We start from the raw sequence: 15,622 nt of genomic DNA on the forward strand, positions 1-15,622 counted from the left end.
CCTGTGGACACCACCCCCACCTGTGGAGAACCCCCACCCCAACGGCTCGTCTGCTACGGGCACTCATGATCGGGTCGCAGAATCCGACAGGTTCGTCGGCGTGTCGTCTCGGAAAGACGTACTGGATCAAGAAAGGGCAGCGAGTTGGGCGCGGAGGTGGGTGCGCTCGGGGGTGTTGGCGGTGTGGGTGATGGCGGCCTCGTAGGCCGCGGCGGCCTCGGCAGGCCGTCCCAGACGACGGAGGAGGTCGGCGCGGACTGCGTGGAAGACGTGGTACGTGTCGAGGTCAAGGTTGTCGACCAGGGCCAGGGCCACGGCGGGGCCGTGTACCTCGGCGACGGCCACCGCACGGTTCAGGGCCACCACCGGGGTGGGGGTGAGGGCGTGGAGCTGGTCGTAGAGCTGGAGGACCTGGCGCCAGTCGGTCGGGGGGTCGCTGTGCACGGCGTTGATCGCGGCTTGGAGCTGGTACGGGCCGGGGCGGTTGCGGCGCAGGCAGCGGCGTACCAGAGCCTGACCCTCGGCGATCAGGGCCCGGTCCCAGCGGGTGTGGTCCTGTTCGGCGAGCGGGACCAGCGTGCCGTCGGCGGCGACCCGGGCGGGACGGCGCGCCTCGGTGAGCAGCATCAACGCGAGCAGGCCCAGCGCCTCCGGCTCGTCGGGCATGAGGTCGACGAGCAGCCGGCCCAGGCGCAGCGCCTCGGCGCAGAGTTCGGTGCGGAACAGCCGGTCCCCCGCGCTGGCGGTGTACCCCTCGTTGAAGATCAGGTAGACCACGGCGAGGACGGCCCGCAGCCGGTCGGGCAGGTCGGCGTCGCGCGGGACGCGGTACGGAATGCCGGCGTCGCGGATCTTGGCCTTGGCGCGGACCAGCCGCTGCGCCATGGTGGCCTCGGGGACCAGGAAGGCGCGGGCGATCTCGGCGGTGCCCAACCCGCCGAGCAGGCGCAGGGTGAGCGCGACCCGGGCGGCCGGGCCGAGGGCCGGGTGGCAGCAGGTGAAGATCAGGCGGAGCCGCTCGTCGCGCACGGGTCCCTCCTCGGCCGGTGGCTCCTGGGCGTACAGCAGCGCGGCCTGGGCATGCCGGTCCGCTCGGGTCGCCTCCCGCCGGAGTCGGTCGATGGCGCGGCGGCGGGCGGTGGTGATGATCCAGCCGGCCGGGCTCGGCGGTGGCCCGCTCTCCGGCCAGCGCCGCACCGCCTCGGTGAAGGCGTCCTGGACCGCCTCTTCGGCGAGGTCGATGTCGCCGAGGACGCGGACCAGCACGGCGACCGCCCGGCCGTACTCGGCGCGGAAGGCCGCCTCGACGTCGAGGCTCACTCCTCGCCCTGGAAGGGGCGCACCTCGATCGGCAGCGTGGTGGCGAGGGCGTACCGGCGGCCCCAGTCGAGGGCGGCGTCGAGGTCGGCGGCGCGGATGATGGTGAAGCCGCCCAGGTACTCCTTGCCCTCGACGAAGGGGCCGTCGGTGACCAGCACCTCGCCCTCCTTCGGGCGCAGCACGGTGGCGGTCTCCGGGGCGTGCAGCCCCTGCCCGAAGACCCACGAGCCGGTCGCCTCCAGCTCCTCGCGGATGGCGCCCAGCTCCCGCATCACCCCGGCCAGGAACTCCGGGTCCGGCTGCCCCTGGCTGGCGGGCTGGTAGATGCTCAACAGGTACTGCTTCATGTCGTCCTCCTGGTGTGGATCGGCTTCCACTCTCCACACGAACGGCGGGCGGGCGGATCGACACTCCGGCGACGGATTTCCCGTCAGGCGCGGTAGCCGGCGGCCACGATCCGCTGCGCGGACATCGCGTACGCCCGGGGGTCGTCCGGGGTGGCCGCTCCGAGGCCGTCGACGTAGCGGTTGTACATGCTGAAGGCGGCGGCGATCAGCACGGTGTCGTGCACCTCGCGGTCGGTGGCGCCGTGGGCGCGGGCGGCCTCGACCAGCTCGCCGGTGACGGCGCGCCCGTCCTCGCGGACGGTGTCGGCGAGGCGGAGCAGGGCGCGCAGCTTCTCCGGCACCGGGGCGGTGGGCAGGTCGGCGAGGACCCGGTCGACGAGCTCGGCGCCGTCGTCGAGCTGGGCACCGGCGGTGGCGGAGTGCGAGGCGCGGCAGAAGTCGCACCCGTTGCGGGCCGAGACGTACGCGGCGATCAGCTCGCGTTCGCCGCGGGTCAGGCTGCTCGGCCCGCGCAGCAGCACCTCGGCCAGCTCCATCAGCGGACCGGCGGTCTCCGGCCGGTACCGCAGCAGGCCGACGATGCCGGGCTCGCGCCGTTCGTCCACGCCGAGGTCGATGTGCGCCATGCGATCGCCCTTCTCGTCGGCCGGGCCGATCGGGCTCAACAGCCGCCCCCGCCATTCTGGCGGCTACCTCGACGCCGATCCATGGCCGGACGGTCAGGTGTGGCCGCGGCGGGACCGCTTCCGCGGAACGCCGACCGCACCAGCAGACCGAACCTTCATAGACAATCTTGATTTGGTCTATTGAAAACTATCTACGCTTCGTGACCTAATACTGACAGTTCCTTTCGTCACTCCCGCCGCCCGGTGCGGCATCCCCCAGGGAGGAAAGATGAACCGTCTCCGTGCGGCCGCGGCCGCACTCGTGGCGGCCGTCACGGCGGTCGCCGCCGTCGGCCTCGGCGCCACCGCCGCCGGTGCCGCCCCCGCGGGCCTGCCCGGATTGGACGTCTCCAGCTACCAGGGCAACGTCAACTGGTCGGCCGCGTGGACCAACGGCGCCCGGTTCGCGTACGTGAAGGCCACCGAGGGCACCTACTACACCAACCCGTACTTCGCCCAGCAGTACAACGGCTCCTACACCGTGGGGATGATCCGGGGCGCGTACCACTTCGCCCGCCCGGACACCACCAGCGGCGCCACCCAGGCCAACTACTTCGTCGACCACGGCGGCGGCTGGTCCAAGGACGGCAGGACGCTGCCCGGCGCGCTCGACATCGAGTACAACCCGTACGGCGCGACCTGCTACGGGCTGAGCCAGAGCGCGATGCGCAGCTGGATCGCCTCCTTCGTCAACCAGTACCACGCGCGCACCGGCCGGTGGGCCACCATCTACACCACCACCGACTGGTGGACCACCTGCACCGGCAACACCTCGCAGTTCGCCGCGAACAACCCGCTCTGGATCGCCCGGTACGCCGGCACGGTCGGCACCCTGCCGGCGGGCTGGCCGACGTACTCCTTCTGGCAGTGGGCGTCCTCGGGCGTCTTCCCCGGCGACCAGAACGTCTGGAACGGCACCCTGGACCGGCTCCGGGTGCTGGCCTGCAACGGACCCTGCTGACCGCCACCGGCGGTGGGCCGCCCGGCCCGTCGCCGCCCCCACCGACGAAGGAGCGCTTCCATGTCCGTACCCGTGTCCCGCCGGGCCGCGCTGCGCGGCGCGGTTCTGCTCGGCGCCGCCGCCGGCGTCTCCGCCCTGACCCAGCTCGGCGGGGGCAGCGGCGCCCGCGCCGTCGCCACCCGGGTCGACCAGCCCGTGATCGCCAACTGCGCGACCTGGGGCGCCCGGCCCCCGTCGTCCCCGGTCAGCATGGTGCAGAGCCGACCCAACAAGATCATCGTGCATCACACGGCGTTCCCGAACACCACCGACTACAGCCTGGCCAAGGCGTACGCGAACTCCCGCGACATCCAGAACCTGCACATGGACAGCAACGGCTGGCTCGACTCGGGGCAGCACTTCACCAACAGCCGGGGCGGGCACCTGACGGAAGGCCGGCACGGCAGCCTCTACGCGCTGCTGCACGGGCAGACCATGGTGCAGGGCGCGCACTGCGTCGGGCAGAACAGCCAGGCCATCGGCATCGAGAACGACGGCACCTACCTGACCGTGCAGCCACCGGCGGCGCTCTGGAACAGCCTGATCACCTTCTGCGCCTTCACCTGCCAGCAGTACGGCATCGCGCCCCGCGAGATCTACGGGCACAAGGACTTCAACAACACCCAGTGCCCGGGCCTGCTGCACGGCCGGCTGCCCGAGCTGCGCGCCGCCGTCGCCGCGCGCCTGGGCTGATTGATTATATAAGCCTCGGCTGATAGAAAGGGCCCGTGCACGCCTTCGACGTCCTCGGCGACCCGGTGCGCCGCCGCATCCTCGAGCTGCTCGCCGACGGCGAGCTCAGCGCCGGGGAGGTCTGCGCGGTGATCCAGCGCGAGTACGGCATCTCGCAGCCCGCCGTCTCGCAGCACCTGCGGGTGCTGCGGGACAACGGCTTCGCGACCGTCCGGCCGCAGGGCGCCCGCCGGCTCTACGCCGTCGACCCGCGACCGCTGCGCGAGGTCGACCAGTGGCTGGCCGGCTTCCGCCGGTTCTGGGCCCCGGCCCTGGACGCCCTCGCCACCGAGCTGGCGCGGGGCCGACGCGAACGGCGCCTGCACCCACCGCAGGACCGGACCGAGGAGAAACCCTGATGACCGACGTCACGCAGCAGATCAGCGCCGTGCGGCGCACCGTGGGCAGCCGGACCCTGGAGGCCGGCGAGGCCCGGGTGATGACCATCAGCCGGACGTACGACGCGCCGCTGGAGGATCTCTGGGACGCGTGCACCAATCCCGAACGCATCCCCCGGTGGTTCCTGCCGGTCTCCGGGGAGCTGCGGCTGCACGGCCGCTACCAGCTCGAGGGCAACGCGGGCGGCACCATCCAGCGCTGTGACCCGCCCAAGAGCTTCGGCGCCACCTGGGAGTACGGCGACGAGGTGAGCTGGATCGAGGTGCGGCTCACCCCGGAGGGCGACGGGCGTACCCGGTTCGAGCTGGAGCACGTCGCGCACGTCGACGACGAGCGCTGGGCCGAGTTCGGTCCGGGCGCGGTCGGTGTGGGCTGGGACCTGGGCCTGCTCGGCCTCGCCTCCCACCTGGCCGCCGACGGCAGCGGGATCTCCCCCGAGCAGGCCGAGGCGTGGATGGGCTCCGAGGAGGGCCGGCGGTACGTCACCCTGAGCAGCGAGAGCTGGGGCGAGGCCAGCGCCGCCGCCGGCACCGACCCGGAGGCCGCGCGGGCCGCGACGGCGCGCACCACCGCCTTCTACACCGGCACGCCGGCCGCCTGACCGCAGATCGGGTTACGCCGGGCCGCGTGCGCGCGCCCCGGCGTCCCTCAGCCGACGGTGGCCGGGTGAAAACCCGGAGGCGGACTGCCGGTGTCCCGGGCGAGACTGTCGGGCATGCCGCCGCCCCGCAGCGCCGCCGAACTCACCGCCCTCGTCGACAGTGGACGACGGGTGAAGTACCTCTGCTTCTGGGGGCACCGCCCCCGGCGCGACGGCACCGTCGGCGCGGGATGCCTGAGCCAGTGGTGGCCGGCGGCGTTCACCGTGGGCGGCCGGCGCTTCCCCACCGCCGAGCACTGGATGATGTGGCACAAGGCGGCGCTCTTCGGCGACGAGGAGATCGGCGAGCAGATCCTCGGCGCGGCCCACCCGCACCGGGCCAAGGCGCTGGGCCGCCAGGTGCGCGGCTTCGACCAGGCGACGTGGGAGGCCCGGCGCTACGACATCGTGGTCGCCGGCAGCGTCGCCAAGTTCGGGCAGCACGACGACCTGCGGGCGTACCTGCTGGGCACCGGCGACCGGGTGCTGGTCGAGGCGAGCCCGGTGGACCGGGTGTGGGGCGTCGGGCTGGCCGCCGACGATCCCCGCGCGGAGGACCCGGCCCGCTGGCGAGGGCTGAACCTGCTGGGCTTCGCGCTGATGCAGGCCCGGGAGACGCTGCGGGAGGAGGCCGGTCGCTCTCCGAACGGGTGAGGCGCCCTGGGTGCGCGAGTGGCCGACCCGCCGACGGGCGGGGACGACCAGCGCCATTGTCCCTGATCACCTCGCCCGACCCGGGTGGCGGACGGGCGGCCGAGAGAAGGCGCGCCGGTCGCCGGGCCGGTAACGTGCGGCGACATGACGGCCGCTCCGTACTCGCACTGCTCCTTCTGCGGCGCCGCCTACCCGGCGGGCACCGGCTGGCCTCGGGTCTGCACGACCTGCGGCGAGACCGTCTGGCGCAACCCGCTGCCGGTCGCGGTGGCGCTGCTGCCGGTACGCACCGACGCCGGAGTGGGCCTGGTGGTGGTCCGCCGGGACATCGAGCCGGCCCGGGGCCTGCTGGCCCTGCCGGGCGGCTTCATCGAGTACGGCGAGGAGTGGGCCGACGCGCTGGTCCGGGAACTGCGCGAAGAGACCGGCCTGATCGGCGAGGCCGCCGAGGCACGCCTGTTCGCGGTGCACGGGGCACCGGCCGGCGGCACCATCATGATCTTCGGGGAGCTGCCGGAGCGGCCCGCCGACGGCCTGCCCCCGTCGGCGCCGACCGAGGAGGCCACCGAGTGGCTGGTCCTCACCGAGCCCGTCGAGCTGGCCTTCTCCACGCACACCCGGGCCATGGCCGACTTCTTCGCCCGGCAGGGCTGACCGGCGCGGAGGGCGGACCCTCCGCGCCGGAGAAAGGGCTCAGCTCGCCGAGCAGGTGGGCGTCGCGGACGGGCCCACGCCGGTGCCCTGGAAGCCGAACGTGGTGCTGCCGCCCGCCCCCAACCGGCCGTTGTAGCTGACGTTGCGGAAGGTCAGGCTGCCGCCGGTGCCGCTGGGCTGCGCGTTCCAGGTGTTGGTGACCGCGGCGCCGGCGGGCAGGGTGAGCCCGACGGCCCAGCTTCCGACGGCCGACGCGCCGGCGGTGACCCGTACGGTCGCGACGAAGCCGCCGGGCCAGGAGTCCAGCGACACGGTGGCCGTGCAGGACGCACCACCGGGCGGCGGGGTGGACGGCGGCGTGGTGGGCGGCGGGGTGGTGCCGCCGCCGTTGAGTGCATCGAGCGTGGCGGTGTAGGCCGGCTTCTTGTTACCGCTGCCGTCGAAGAGCAGCGGGGTGCCGCCGGCCCGCCAGGAGTCGGTGTCCCGGATGCCCCAGACGGTGATGCCGGTGCATCGGGTCACGGCGAGGCAGGCCCGGACGACCCGCGCGTAGTTGTCGGCCTGGGCCGACCCGGACCCCTCGATGTCCAGCTCGGTGATCTGCACGTCCACGCCGAGGTCGGCGAAGCGCTGGAGGTTGGCCTGGTAGTCGGCGGGCACCGGCGAGGCGCTGTTGAAGTGGGACTGGAAGCCGACGCAGTCGATCGGTACGCCCCGGGCCTTGAAGTCCTGCACCATCGCGTACACCGCGTTGCTCTTCGCGTTCTGCCCGTCGGTGTTGTAGTCGTTGTAGCAGAGTTTGGCGGTCGGGTCGGCCGCCCGCGCGGCGCGGAACGCCACCTCGATCCAGTCGTTGCCGGTGCGCTGGAGGTTGGAGTCGCGCCGGGCGCCGGTGCCGCCGTCGGCGAACGCCTCGTTCACCACGTCCCAGGAGTGGATCCGGCCCCGGTAGTAGGTCGCCACCTGGGTGACGTGGTTGACCATCGCCGAGCGCAGCGCGCTGCCGCTGCGGTTCTGCGCCCAGCCGGGCTGCTGGGAGTGCCAGGCCAGGGCGTGTCCGCGCACCAGCATCCCGTTGGCTCGGGCGTGGTCGACGATGCGGTCGGCGTTGGCGTACGTGAACTGGCCCTGCGTGGGCTCGGTCGCGTCCCACTTCATCTCGTTCTCGGCAGTGACCGAGGTGAACTCGCGGTCGAGGATCCCGACGTAGGTGGCGTCGGCGAGCTTGTACGCGGCCACCGCCGCACCGAAGTAGCGGCCGGTCTGGGCGGCGGAGGCGCCCAGGGTGGTGGCGGCGCCGGCGGCGGGAGCCAGGGCGAGCGTCGTACCGAGGGCGGCGACACCCGCGGCGGTCGCCACGAGGGCCGCGCGGAGCCGGGCCCGGGTCGTCGATCGTCCGGCCGGGCGGACGGGGACATGGGTCATGACAGGTGACCTTTCGAGACTGGAGGGTGGGACGGCGCGCCTCGACCGCCGCCCGACGCGGTGACCGGTTCCGTCGCCCGGCGCGCCCGCCCGCAGGCCGCGCCGGGATCCGCCACGCTGCGATCGTCACCGCGAAGGTCGAGGGGGTCCCGCCCCGACCGTACCGAAGGCCCTCCGTTACTTCAATGAAGGTCGATGTCTGTCCCACCGGCTCGCCACCGGAGGTGAGGACGCGGCCGGGCGCCGGGTGCCCGGCCGGTCCGGGTAATGGAAACGGCGGCCGGGCCACTGCCGCGCTGCTAATCTGCGCCGAGATCCACGTCCAGGGTCCCCGACCGGCGGTCCGGCCGGCGCCACACTCCGGGAGCGTCGATGACAGGCCGGCATGGCTGAGTCCACCCGCCGTCCGGCCGCGGCAGCCGGCTCGGCCACCCGGCACGCCAGCTGGCTGGAGCTCTTCTTCGACCTGGTCTTCGTCGTCGCGGTGTCCCGGCTCGGCGTGCTGTTGCTGGACGATCCGTCGCCGCGCGGGGTGCTGGTCTTCACCGGCCTGCTGGTCACCGTCTGGTGGCTCTGGATCAGCTATTCCTACTTCGACGACCTGTTCGACACGGACCGCCCGGCCCAGCGGGTGGCCCAGCTGACCGCGATGCTCGGCGCGGTGGTCCTGGCGGTCACCCTCGGCGACGGGGTGGGCGGCGACTCCGGCCGTTACGCGATCACCTACGGCCTGTTGTTCCTGCTGCTGGGCGCCATGTACGCGGTGATCGGTCACACCCGGCCGCAGCACCGCACGTTCTGCCGCTGGTACGTCACCGGCTCGCTGGTCGGGGCCGTGCTCTGGCTGCTGTCGGTGCTCGTGCCCGAACCGTGGCGGTACGTGGGGTGGGGGCTCGCGGTCGTCCTCAACGCCACGATCTGCGGGCCGCTGGTGTACGCGAAGGCCCGCGACGTGCCCCGGCAGCGCTCACACATGCCGGAGCGGTTCGGGCTGTTCACCATCGTGGTGCTCGGCGAGGCGGTCCTCGCCGTCGTCAACGGCATCGACGCCACCGGCTGGAACCCGGCGGCGGTGGCGATCGCCGTGATCGGCTTCGTGGTGGCGTCCGGCATCTGGTGGGTGTACTTCGCCGCCTTCGACGAGGACGCCATCAACCGGTCGCTGAGCGCCGGGCGCAACGCCCAGGTACGCAGCTTCCTCTACGGCTACGGCCACCTGATCGTCTACGGCGCCATCGTGGCCGCCGGCGCCGGCATCGAACTGGCCGCCGAGGAGGCCGCCCATCCGGGACACGGCGACGCGTCGCTGCTTGTCGGCGGCAGCCAGATCGCCCTGGTCGCCGGCTTCCTGGTCATCTCGCAGGGCATCGGCCTGCACGGCACGCCGCCGGTGCTCACCGCCAAGGGCGGGGTGGTCGCGGTCGGCCTGCTGGTCGCCGTGGTGCATCCGCCACCGCTCGTCGCCACCCTGCTGGTCGGCATCTCCTGGCTGGCCGTGGTGCTGGTGGAGCAGCGGGTCGCCGGTCCGGTCGCGCCCGACACCGCCGCGCCGGAGGCGCGCCGCCCGGCCGGCTGACCGGCACCCGGACGCTCACCCCGTCGTCGCGCCGCCGACCTCCGCGTCGGTCCCGGCGAGGTACCCGCTGGCCTGCAGCTCGAACAGTTCCCGGTAGAGCCCGTCGGCGGCCGTCAACTCCTCGTGGGTGCCGTGCTGCACCAGCCGGCCGTGGTCCAGCACGAAGATCTGGTCGGCGTGCCGGACGTTGGCCAGCCGATGGGTGATCAGGACGACCGCCCGGTCGGGACGGCGGCGCAGCTGCTGGAAGAGGGCGTGCTCGGCCCGCGCGTCGAGGGCGGCGGAGGGTTCGTCGCAGATCAGCAGCCGGGCGTCCCGGTAGAGGCCCCGGGCGGCGACAAGCCGCTGCCACTGGCCGCCGGAGAGGTCCTGACCCTTCTTGAACTCCCGGTCGAGCAGGGTGTCGTACCCGAACGGCAGGTCGGCGATCATGTCGTGCGCGGTGGCGGCGCGGGCGGCCTCCTCCACGGTCGGGCCGGCCTGGTCGGCGGGGCGGTCGTGCCGGCCGATGCGGATGTTCTGCCCCGCGGTGAAGGGGAACTTCCAGTACTCCTGGCTCATCACCGCCACCTGGGCCGCGGTCTGGGCCGGGTCCAGCTCGGCGGCGTCGACGCCGTCCCAGCGGATCACCCCACCGGTGGGGCGGTAGAGGCCGGCGATCAGCTTGGCCAGGGTGGTCTTGCCGGAGCCGTTCTCGCCGACCAGGGCGACCACCTCGCCCCGGCGGACGGTCAGCGAGACCTCGTCCACCGCGGGGGCGTCCGTGTCCGGGTAGCGGAGGCTGACCCGGTCGAGCGCGATGGTGTCGAACCCGGGCGCCGGGCGGCCCTGTCCCGCCGCGATCCGCCCCCGCGCCCGGTCGAGGAAGTCCCGGTAGTCCTGGTAGTAGAGGGCGTCCTCGTAGAGGTTGTTGGTGGCGAAGACGGCGATGCCGAGGCTGGACCGGGCGGACTGCAGCGCCAGCAGGGCGGTCGCCGCGGCGGCCAGCGCGACCACGCCGGTGAGCAGCAATCCGCCGAGCACGGCGTACACCCCGAAGGCGGCGATACCGGAGGCGGACATGCCGACCGCCCGGGTGGCGCTCTGCGCCCGCACCAGGCGCAGCTCGGCCCGGGTCTCCACGGCCATCACGCGGCGGAACTCGCCCAGCAGGAAGTCGCGCATCTGGTAGGCCCGGACCTCGACGGCGGTGCGCCGGTTGGCCATCAGGTGCGCCAGCATCCACATCCGGCGGCGGCGGGTGATCCGGGCCAGCATGGCGAGGTACTGCCGGCGGGCCATCCGGACCGCGGTGACCGCCTCGGGCACCGCGGCGAGCAGCAGGCACGGCAGGAGCACGGGCTGGATCACGGTCACCGCCACGGCGGTGGCCAGCACGCCGACCACACCGGTGATCAGGTTGACCGTGTGGTCGACGATGGACGCCGCCTCGGCCATCCCCCGGTCCCGGACCCGGTCCATCTCCTCGGCGAAGCCGGCGTCGTCGAAGGCGGCCAGCTCCACCGCCGTGGTGGCCTCGAAGAGCCGCAGCTCCACCTGGTAGTTGATCTGCGGCATCAGCCGGGCCTGCGCCCAGCCGGCGGCCACGGTGAGCGTGCCCCGGGCGCTGACGGCCAGCGCGGCCAGGACCAGCGACGGCAGCGCGGCGCGTACCCGGTCGGGGGTCGGGCCGGCCGCGAACAGCTCCCGCAGCACGCCGGTGGTGGCGAGCAGCCCGAGGGTGGTCATCACCCCGGCCGCGAGGTTCAGGCCGATCGCCGCGAGGGTGTCGCGCCGGCTGGTGGCCCAGGCGAGCGTGACCGCCTCCCGGACCAGCTGCGGCAGCCGCCGGGCGACCGACCGGAAGCTGGTGTGCGCGAACTCGGTCGCGCGGTGCATCCAGTGGCCGTCCTCCAGCTCCGGCAGCTCCAGCTCGTCGGCGTCCTCGGACGGGGCGTCCTGTCCGGACGAGCGGCGGGGGCCGATCACCGTCGCCATGGGTCCTCCCGGGCCGAGGGGCAGGGCAGAGCGAGCCTACTTTCCGCTACAGGTCGGCGTCTCCGCGTGACCGGCGTGTCGTACAGGTGTCGCAGGGGCGTGTCGCCGACCACCCGGCGGGACGGGTTGCCGCGTCGCGTCGCGCCGACCCGCCCCGGGTGGCAGGCTGGACGACGAGCCGGCGACGGGTGCGACGAGGGCCGCCGGCGATCCGTCGTTAAGGAGAAGATCGACCCGATGGCTGCGAGTGTGACCACCACCGACGAATGGCAGGCGCTGCGCAAGCACGCCGAGACGATCCGCGGCACCCACCTGCGGGAGCTGTTCGCGGCCGACCCGCAGCGGGGTGAACGGCTCACCGGCGAGGTGGCCGACCTGCACGTCGACTACAGCAAGAACCTGGTCACCGACGAGACGCTGGGCCTGCTCACCGCGCTGGCCGAACGGGTCCGGCTGACCGACCGGATCTGCGCGATGTTCGCCGGGCGGCACATCAACTCCACCGAGGACCGGGCGGTGCTGCACACCGCGCTGCGGCTGCCCCCCGACGCCACCCTGATCGCCGACGGCCAGGACGTGGTCGCCGACGTGCACCGGGTGCTGGACCGGATGGCGGCGTTCGCCGAGCGGGTCCGCTCCGGCCAGTGGCGCGGGCACACCGGCGAGCGGATCAGCACCGTGGTCAACATCGGCATCGGCGGCTCGGACCTCGGGCCGGTGATGGCGTACGAGGCGCTGAAGGCCTACCGGGACGCGGGCATCACCTGCCGGTTCGTGTCCAACATCGACCCGACCGACATCCACGACAAGACCCAGGACCTGGACCCGGCGACCACGCTCTTCGTGGTGGTGTCGAAGACGTTCTCGACCCAGGAGACGCTGGCGAACGCCAACCAGGCGCGGACCTGGCTGCTGTCCGGGCTGGACGCCGAGGACGACGCGGCGATCGCGAAGCACTTCGTCGCGGTGAGCACCAACGAGCAGCGGGTCCGCGACTTCGGCATCGACCCGCAGAACATGTTCGGCTTCTGGGACTGGGTGGGCGGCCGGTACTCGCTGCCCTCGGCGGTCGGCCTGTCGGTGATGCTGGCGGTGGGGCCGGACCGGTTCCGGGAGCTGCTGGCCGGCTACCACGCCGTGGACGAGCACTTCCGGACCACGCCGGTGGAGCGCAACCTGCCGGCCCTGCTCGGCCTGCTCAACGTCTGGTACGTCAACTTCCTCGGCGCGCAGACCCACGCCGTGCTGCCGTACTCGCAGTACCTGCACCGGTTCCCGGCGTACCTGCAGCAGCTGACCATGGAGAGCAACGGCAAGTCGGTGACCCTGGACGGCACCGCGGTCGACCACGCCACCGGCGAGATCTTCTGGGGCGAGCCGGGCACCAACGGCCAGCACGCCTTCTACCAGCTGATCCACCAGGGCACCCTACTGATCCCGGCCGACTTCATCGCCTTCAGCCAGCCCAACCACGATCTCGGCGACATGCACGACCTGTTCATGTCGAACTTCTTCGCGCAGACCGCCGCCCTGGCGTTCGGGCGGACGAAGGAGCAGGTCGAGGCGGAGGGCACGAAGGCGGGCGTGGTGCCGCACCGGGTCATGCCGGGCAACCACCCGACCACCTCCATCATCGCGCCGAAGCTGACCCCGGGCACCCTCGGCCAGCTGATCGCGCTCTACGAGCACATCGTCTTCACCGAGGGCGCGATCTGGGACATCAACCCGTTCGACCAGTGGGGCGTGGAGCTGGGCAAGGTCATGGCCAACCAGCTCGCGCCGAAGCTGACCGGTGACGCCCCGGACCTCTCCGACGTGGACTCCTCCACCGCGGGGCTGATCCGCCGCTACCGGCGGGAGCGCGGCCGGGCCTGAGGCACGACGCGACGGCGGCCGGGTGGACACCCGGCCGCCGTCTTTTTCTGGTACGCGGACTGGTCCAACCAGTTGACGGGTTGATGTGCGCGGGGTCACACTGCTGCCGTGGCCTTCGTTCCCGTCCCCCGCAGCTCCGTCGCCGACCACGTCTTCGGTCAGCTCCGCGACGCCATCGTCAGCGGCCGCTACCGCCCCGACGACCCGCTGCCGGGCGAGCGGGAACTGGCCGCCGCGTTCGCGGTCAACCGGCACGCCGTCCGCGAGGCGCTGCGCCGCCTGCAGCAGCTCGGCCTGCTCCGGGTCAGCCAGGGCGGGGCGACCCGGGTGCTCGACTGGCGGGTGCACGCCGGTCTCGACCTGGCACTGTCCCTCGTGCAGTCCGGCGACGTGCTCCCCGTCGACACGCTGGTACGGGACATGCTGGAGATGCGCGCCTGCGTCGGCGTGGACGCCGCCCGGCTCTGCGCCGAGCGGGCCGGTGCCGAGCTGCGGGGCAGCGTCACCCGCGACGTCGAGGCGTACGCGGCGCTCGCGCCGGACCTGCACGCGATGGACAAGGCCAACATCGTGCTCTGGCGCGACATCGTCCACGGCTCCGGCAACACGGCGTACCTGCTGTCCTTCAACAGCCTGGTCGCCGGGGCGGTGGCCGTCGGCGAGGTGCCGCCCGAGCGGCGCGCCGCCGAGCTGCTGGACGTCACCGGCCACCGCCGGCTGGCCGAGGCGATCGCCGACGGGCGCGGCGCCGACGCCGCCGCGCAGGCCCACGCGCTGCTCACCGCCGCGCTCACCACCCCCGCCACCCCACCAGGAAGGGAATGCCGAGCATGATCCCCGCCGTGCTCTACGCCGTACCCGCGTTCCTGCTGCTCGTCGTCGTGGAAGCGCTGTCGTACCGGTTCGCCCCCGACGACGACGAACGCGGCTACGAGCTGCGTGACACCACCACCAGCCTCACCATGGGCGTCGGGAGCGTGCTCATCGGCACGCCCTGGCGGCTGCTCACCGTCGGCCTCTACGTGTGGCTGTGGACCCTCGCCCCGGTGCAGCTCTCCCCCACCAGCGTCTGGACCTGGGTGCTGCTCTTTTTCGCCGACGACCTGGCCTACTACTGGTTCCACCGCACCCACCACGAGGTACGCCTGTTCTGGGCCGCCCACGTGGTGCACCACTCCAGCACGTTCTACAACCTCTCCACCGCACTGCGGCAGGGCTGGACGACGCCGATGACCTCGCTGCCGTTCTGGCTGCCGCTGGCGCTGCTCGGCATCCCGCCGTGGATGATCTTCCTCCAGCAGTCGATCAACCTGCTGTACCAGTTCTTCCTGCACACCGAGCGGATCGACGTGCTGCCCCGGCCGATCGAGCTGGTCTTCAACACCCCGTCGCACCACCGGGTCCACCACGGCGCCAACACCGAGTACCTCGACCGCAACTACGGCGGCATCCTGATCGTCTGGGACCGGCTCTTCGGCAGCTTCGAGCCCGAACGCGCCGCCGTCCGGTACGGCCTGACCAAGAACATCGACACCTACAACCCGCTGCGGGTGGCCACCCACGAGTACGCGGCGATCTGGGCCGACGTCCGGCGGGACACGTCCTGGCGGCACCGGCTGGGGCACGTCTTCGGCCGCCCCGGCTGGCAGCCCGCCCGATGAGGCGGCTCTGGCCCGGGCTGTACGCGGCGGTCGTCGCCGTCGAGCTGGCCGGCGTCGCACTCGACGTACCCGCCCTGCAGTGGGCGGCGAAGCCGCTGCTGGCACCGCTGCTGCTGGCCTGGCTGCTACGCGTACGCCGCAAGTGGGACCTGGTGGCGGCGGGCCTGGTGTTCGCGACGGCGGGTGACGTGGCGCTGCTGCTGCCCGGCACCACCGCGTTCCTGGCCGGGATGGGGTGCTTCCTCGGCACCCAGCTCTGCTTCCTGACGGCCTTCCTGCGGCACCGGCGGGCGCCGCTGGCCGCCTTCGGCGGGTACCTGGCGCTCTGGGCGGGCGCGAACGCGCTGCTCTGGGGGCGGCTGGGCGACCTGCGGCTGCCGGTGCTCGGCTACAGCCTGGCGCTGAGCCTGATGGCCGCCGCCTCGGTCGGGATCTCTCGGCGGGCGGCGGCCGGTGGGGCGCTCTTCCTCGTCTCCGACGCGCTGATCGGGCTCGGCGCGGCCGGGGCGGAGCTGCCCGGGCGGCGGTTGCTGGTGATGGTCACCTACATCGCGGCGCTGGTCCTGCTCACCTCCGCCTGGGCCCGCCGCGGCACCGCCGCCCGCCACACCGAGCCGCCGGCCCCATCCCCGGTCCGGGCAGGGGCGTCGACGGGGCCCGGGACCGGCGCTTGATCGACCCGCTTTGCGGCGTGTCG

16 protein-coding genes are annotated in these 15,622 nt (G+C 73.0%); 11 read left to right on the forward strand and 5 right to left on the reverse strand.

From position 1 onward, the window contains the following. Positions 1-126: 126 nt before the first annotated feature. The 3 genes from ACSNN7_RS17145 to ACSNN7_RS17155 all read right to left on the reverse strand — a co-directional run bounded on the left by ACSNN7_RS17145 (position 127) and on the right by ACSNN7_RS17155 (position 2,293). Positions 127-1,320, reverse strand: a complete 1,194-nt coding sequence (locus tag ACSNN7_RS17145; protein WP_436681808.1) for an RNA polymerase sigma factor — start codon at positions 1,318-1,320, stop codon at positions 127-129. Further along, positions 1,317-1,667 (reverse strand): YciI family protein, encoded by a 351-nt coding sequence (locus ACSNN7_RS17150; protein ID WP_436681809.1) that lies wholly within the window; start codon positions 1,665-1,667, stop codon positions 1,317-1,319. Before ACSNN7_RS17150 ends, ACSNN7_RS17145 begins: the two co-directional genes overlap by 4 nt. Positions 1,668-1,750: 83 nt before the next feature. After that, a complete protein-coding gene (locus ACSNN7_RS17155; RefSeq protein WP_436681810.1) occupies positions 1,751-2,293 on the reverse strand; it encodes a carboxymuconolactone decarboxylase family protein in 543 nt (180 codons plus the stop codon). A gap of 268 nt (positions 2,294-2,561) precedes the next feature. On the opposite strand from ACSNN7_RS17155, the gene ACSNN7_RS17160 reads away from it, so the two are divergent. From ACSNN7_RS17160 to ACSNN7_RS17185, 6 genes are all read left to right on the forward strand, one after another. Further along, positions 2,562-3,293, forward strand: coding sequence for a lysozyme (locus ACSNN7_RS17160; RefSeq protein ID WP_436681811.1), 732 nt, complete (start codon positions 2,562-2,564; stop codon positions 3,291-3,293). 60 nt (positions 3,294-3,353) lie between these two features. Continuing rightward, on the forward strand, positions 3,354-4,025 hold the full coding sequence (locus ACSNN7_RS17165) for a peptidoglycan recognition protein family protein (protein ID WP_436681812.1): 672 nt from the start codon (positions 3,354-3,356) through the stop codon (positions 4,023-4,025). A 35-nt stretch (positions 4,026-4,060) separates the two neighbouring features. Beyond that, positions 4,061-4,423: an ArsR/SmtB family transcription factor gene (locus ACSNN7_RS17170; RefSeq protein ID WP_436681813.1), complete on the forward strand. Its 363-nt coding sequence runs from the start codon at positions 4,061-4,063 to the stop codon at positions 4,421-4,423. Then, a complete protein-coding gene (locus ACSNN7_RS17175) occupies positions 4,423-5,064 on the forward strand; it encodes an SRPBCC family protein (RefSeq protein ID WP_436681814.1) in 642 nt (213 codons plus the stop codon). Before ACSNN7_RS17170 ends, ACSNN7_RS17175 begins: the two co-directional genes overlap by 1 nt. Positions 5,065-5,178: 114 nt before the next feature. Beyond that, positions 5,179-5,757 (forward strand): NADAR family protein, encoded by a 579-nt coding sequence (locus ACSNN7_RS17180; protein WP_436681815.1) that lies wholly within the window; start codon positions 5,179-5,181, stop codon positions 5,755-5,757. Between the two features lie 144 nt (positions 5,758-5,901). Continuing rightward, a complete protein-coding gene (locus ACSNN7_RS17185; protein ID WP_436681816.1) occupies positions 5,902-6,411 on the forward strand; it encodes an NUDIX domain-containing protein in 510 nt (169 codons plus the stop codon). 39 nt (positions 6,412-6,450) lie between these two features. On the opposite strand, the gene ACSNN7_RS17190 is transcribed toward ACSNN7_RS17185, so the two are convergent. After that, on the reverse strand, positions 6,451-7,836 hold the full coding sequence (locus ACSNN7_RS17190) for an endo-1,4-beta-xylanase (protein WP_436681817.1): 1,386 nt from the start codon (positions 7,834-7,836) through the stop codon (positions 6,451-6,453). Positions 7,837-8,221: 385 nt separating this feature from the next. Between ACSNN7_RS17190 and ACSNN7_RS17195 the strand changes: the two genes are divergently transcribed. Then, positions 8,222-9,412 carry a low temperature requirement protein A gene (locus tag ACSNN7_RS17195; protein ID WP_436681818.1) on the forward strand — a complete coding sequence of 397 codons (1,191 nt, stop codon included), beginning with the start codon at positions 8,222-8,224 and terminating at the stop codon, positions 9,410-9,412. A 15-nt stretch (positions 9,413-9,427) separates the two neighbouring features. Here ACSNN7_RS17195 and ACSNN7_RS17200 read toward each other — a convergent pair whose 3' ends face one another. Then, positions 9,428-11,389, reverse strand: coding sequence for an ABC transporter ATP-binding protein (locus ACSNN7_RS17200; protein WP_436681820.1), 1,962 nt, complete (start codon positions 11,387-11,389; stop codon positions 9,428-9,430). 237 nt (positions 11,390-11,626) lie between these two features. On the opposite strand from ACSNN7_RS17200, the gene pgi reads away from it, so the two are divergent. From pgi to ACSNN7_RS17220, 4 genes are all read left to right on the forward strand, one after another. Then, positions 11,627-13,264 carry a glucose-6-phosphate isomerase gene (gene pgi / locus ACSNN7_RS17205; RefSeq protein WP_436681821.1) on the forward strand — a complete coding sequence of 546 codons (1,638 nt, stop codon included), beginning with the start codon at positions 11,627-11,629 and terminating at the stop codon, positions 13,262-13,264. A 108-nt stretch (positions 13,265-13,372) separates the two neighbouring features. Continuing rightward, positions 13,373-14,098: a FadR/GntR family transcriptional regulator gene (locus ACSNN7_RS17210; protein ID WP_436681822.1), complete on the forward strand. Its 726-nt coding sequence runs from the start codon at positions 13,373-13,375 to the stop codon at positions 14,096-14,098. Beyond that, complete coding sequence (locus ACSNN7_RS17215; protein WP_436681824.1) at positions 14,086-14,925, forward strand: sterol desaturase family protein; 840 nt, start codon at positions 14,086-14,088, stop codon at positions 14,923-14,925. Before ACSNN7_RS17210 ends, ACSNN7_RS17215 begins: the two co-directional genes overlap by 13 nt. Next, complete coding sequence (locus tag ACSNN7_RS17220; protein ID WP_436681825.1) at positions 14,922-15,599, forward strand: lysoplasmalogenase; 678 nt, start codon at positions 14,922-14,924, stop codon at positions 15,597-15,599. The genes ACSNN7_RS17215 and ACSNN7_RS17220 overlap by 4 nt, the downstream gene beginning before the upstream one ends. Positions 15,600-15,622 lie beyond the last annotated feature (23 nt).

This window comes from Micromonospora sp. URMC 105 (genome assembly GCF_051386295.1).
GTDB lineage: Bacteria > Actinomycetota > Actinomycetes > Mycobacteriales > Micromonosporaceae > Micromonospora.

Coding starts and splice junctions, on each gene's coding strand:
- ACSNN7_RS17150 (WP_436681809.1), bottom strand. CDS start 1,667: ATGAAGCAGTACCTGTTGAGCATCTACCAGCCCGCCAGCCAGGGGCAG.
- ACSNN7_RS17155 (WP_436681810.1), bottom strand. CDS start 2,293: ATGGCGCACATCGACCTCGGCGTGGACGAACGGCGCGAGCCCGGCATC.
- ACSNN7_RS17160 (WP_436681811.1), top strand. CDS start 2,562: ATGAACCGTCTCCGTGCGGCCGCGGCCGCACTCGTGGCGGCCGTCACG.
- ACSNN7_RS17165 (WP_436681812.1), top strand. CDS start 3,354: ATGTCCGTACCCGTGTCCCGCCGGGCCGCGCTGCGCGGCGCGGTTCTG.
- ACSNN7_RS17175 (WP_436681814.1), top strand. CDS start 4,423: ATGACCGACGTCACGCAGCAGATCAGCGCCGTGCGGCGCACCGTGGGC.
- ACSNN7_RS17180 (WP_436681815.1), top strand. CDS start 5,179: ATGCCGCCGCCCCGCAGCGCCGCCGAACTCACCGCCCTCGTCGACAGT.
- ACSNN7_RS17185 (WP_436681816.1), top strand. CDS start 5,902: ATGACGGCCGCTCCGTACTCGCACTGCTCCTTCTGCGGCGCCGCCTAC.
- ACSNN7_RS17190 (WP_436681817.1), bottom strand. CDS start 7,836: ATGACCCATGTCCCCGTCCGCCCGGCCGGACGATCGACGACCCGGGCC.
- ACSNN7_RS17195 (WP_436681818.1), top strand. CDS start 8,222: ATGGCTGAGTCCACCCGCCGTCCGGCCGCGGCAGCCGGCTCGGCCACC.
- ACSNN7_RS17200 (WP_436681820.1), bottom strand. CDS start 11,389: ATGGCGACGGTGATCGGCCCCCGCCGCTCGTCCGGACAGGACGCCCCG.
- pgi (WP_436681821.1), top strand. CDS start 11,627: ATGGCTGCGAGTGTGACCACCACCGACGAATGGCAGGCGCTGCGCAAG.
- ACSNN7_RS17215 (WP_436681824.1), top strand. CDS start 14,086: ATGCCGAGCATGATCCCCGCCGTGCTCTACGCCGTACCCGCGTTCCTG.
- ACSNN7_RS17220 (WP_436681825.1), top strand. CDS start 14,922: ATGAGGCGGCTCTGGCCCGGGCTGTACGCGGCGGTCGTCGCCGTCGAG.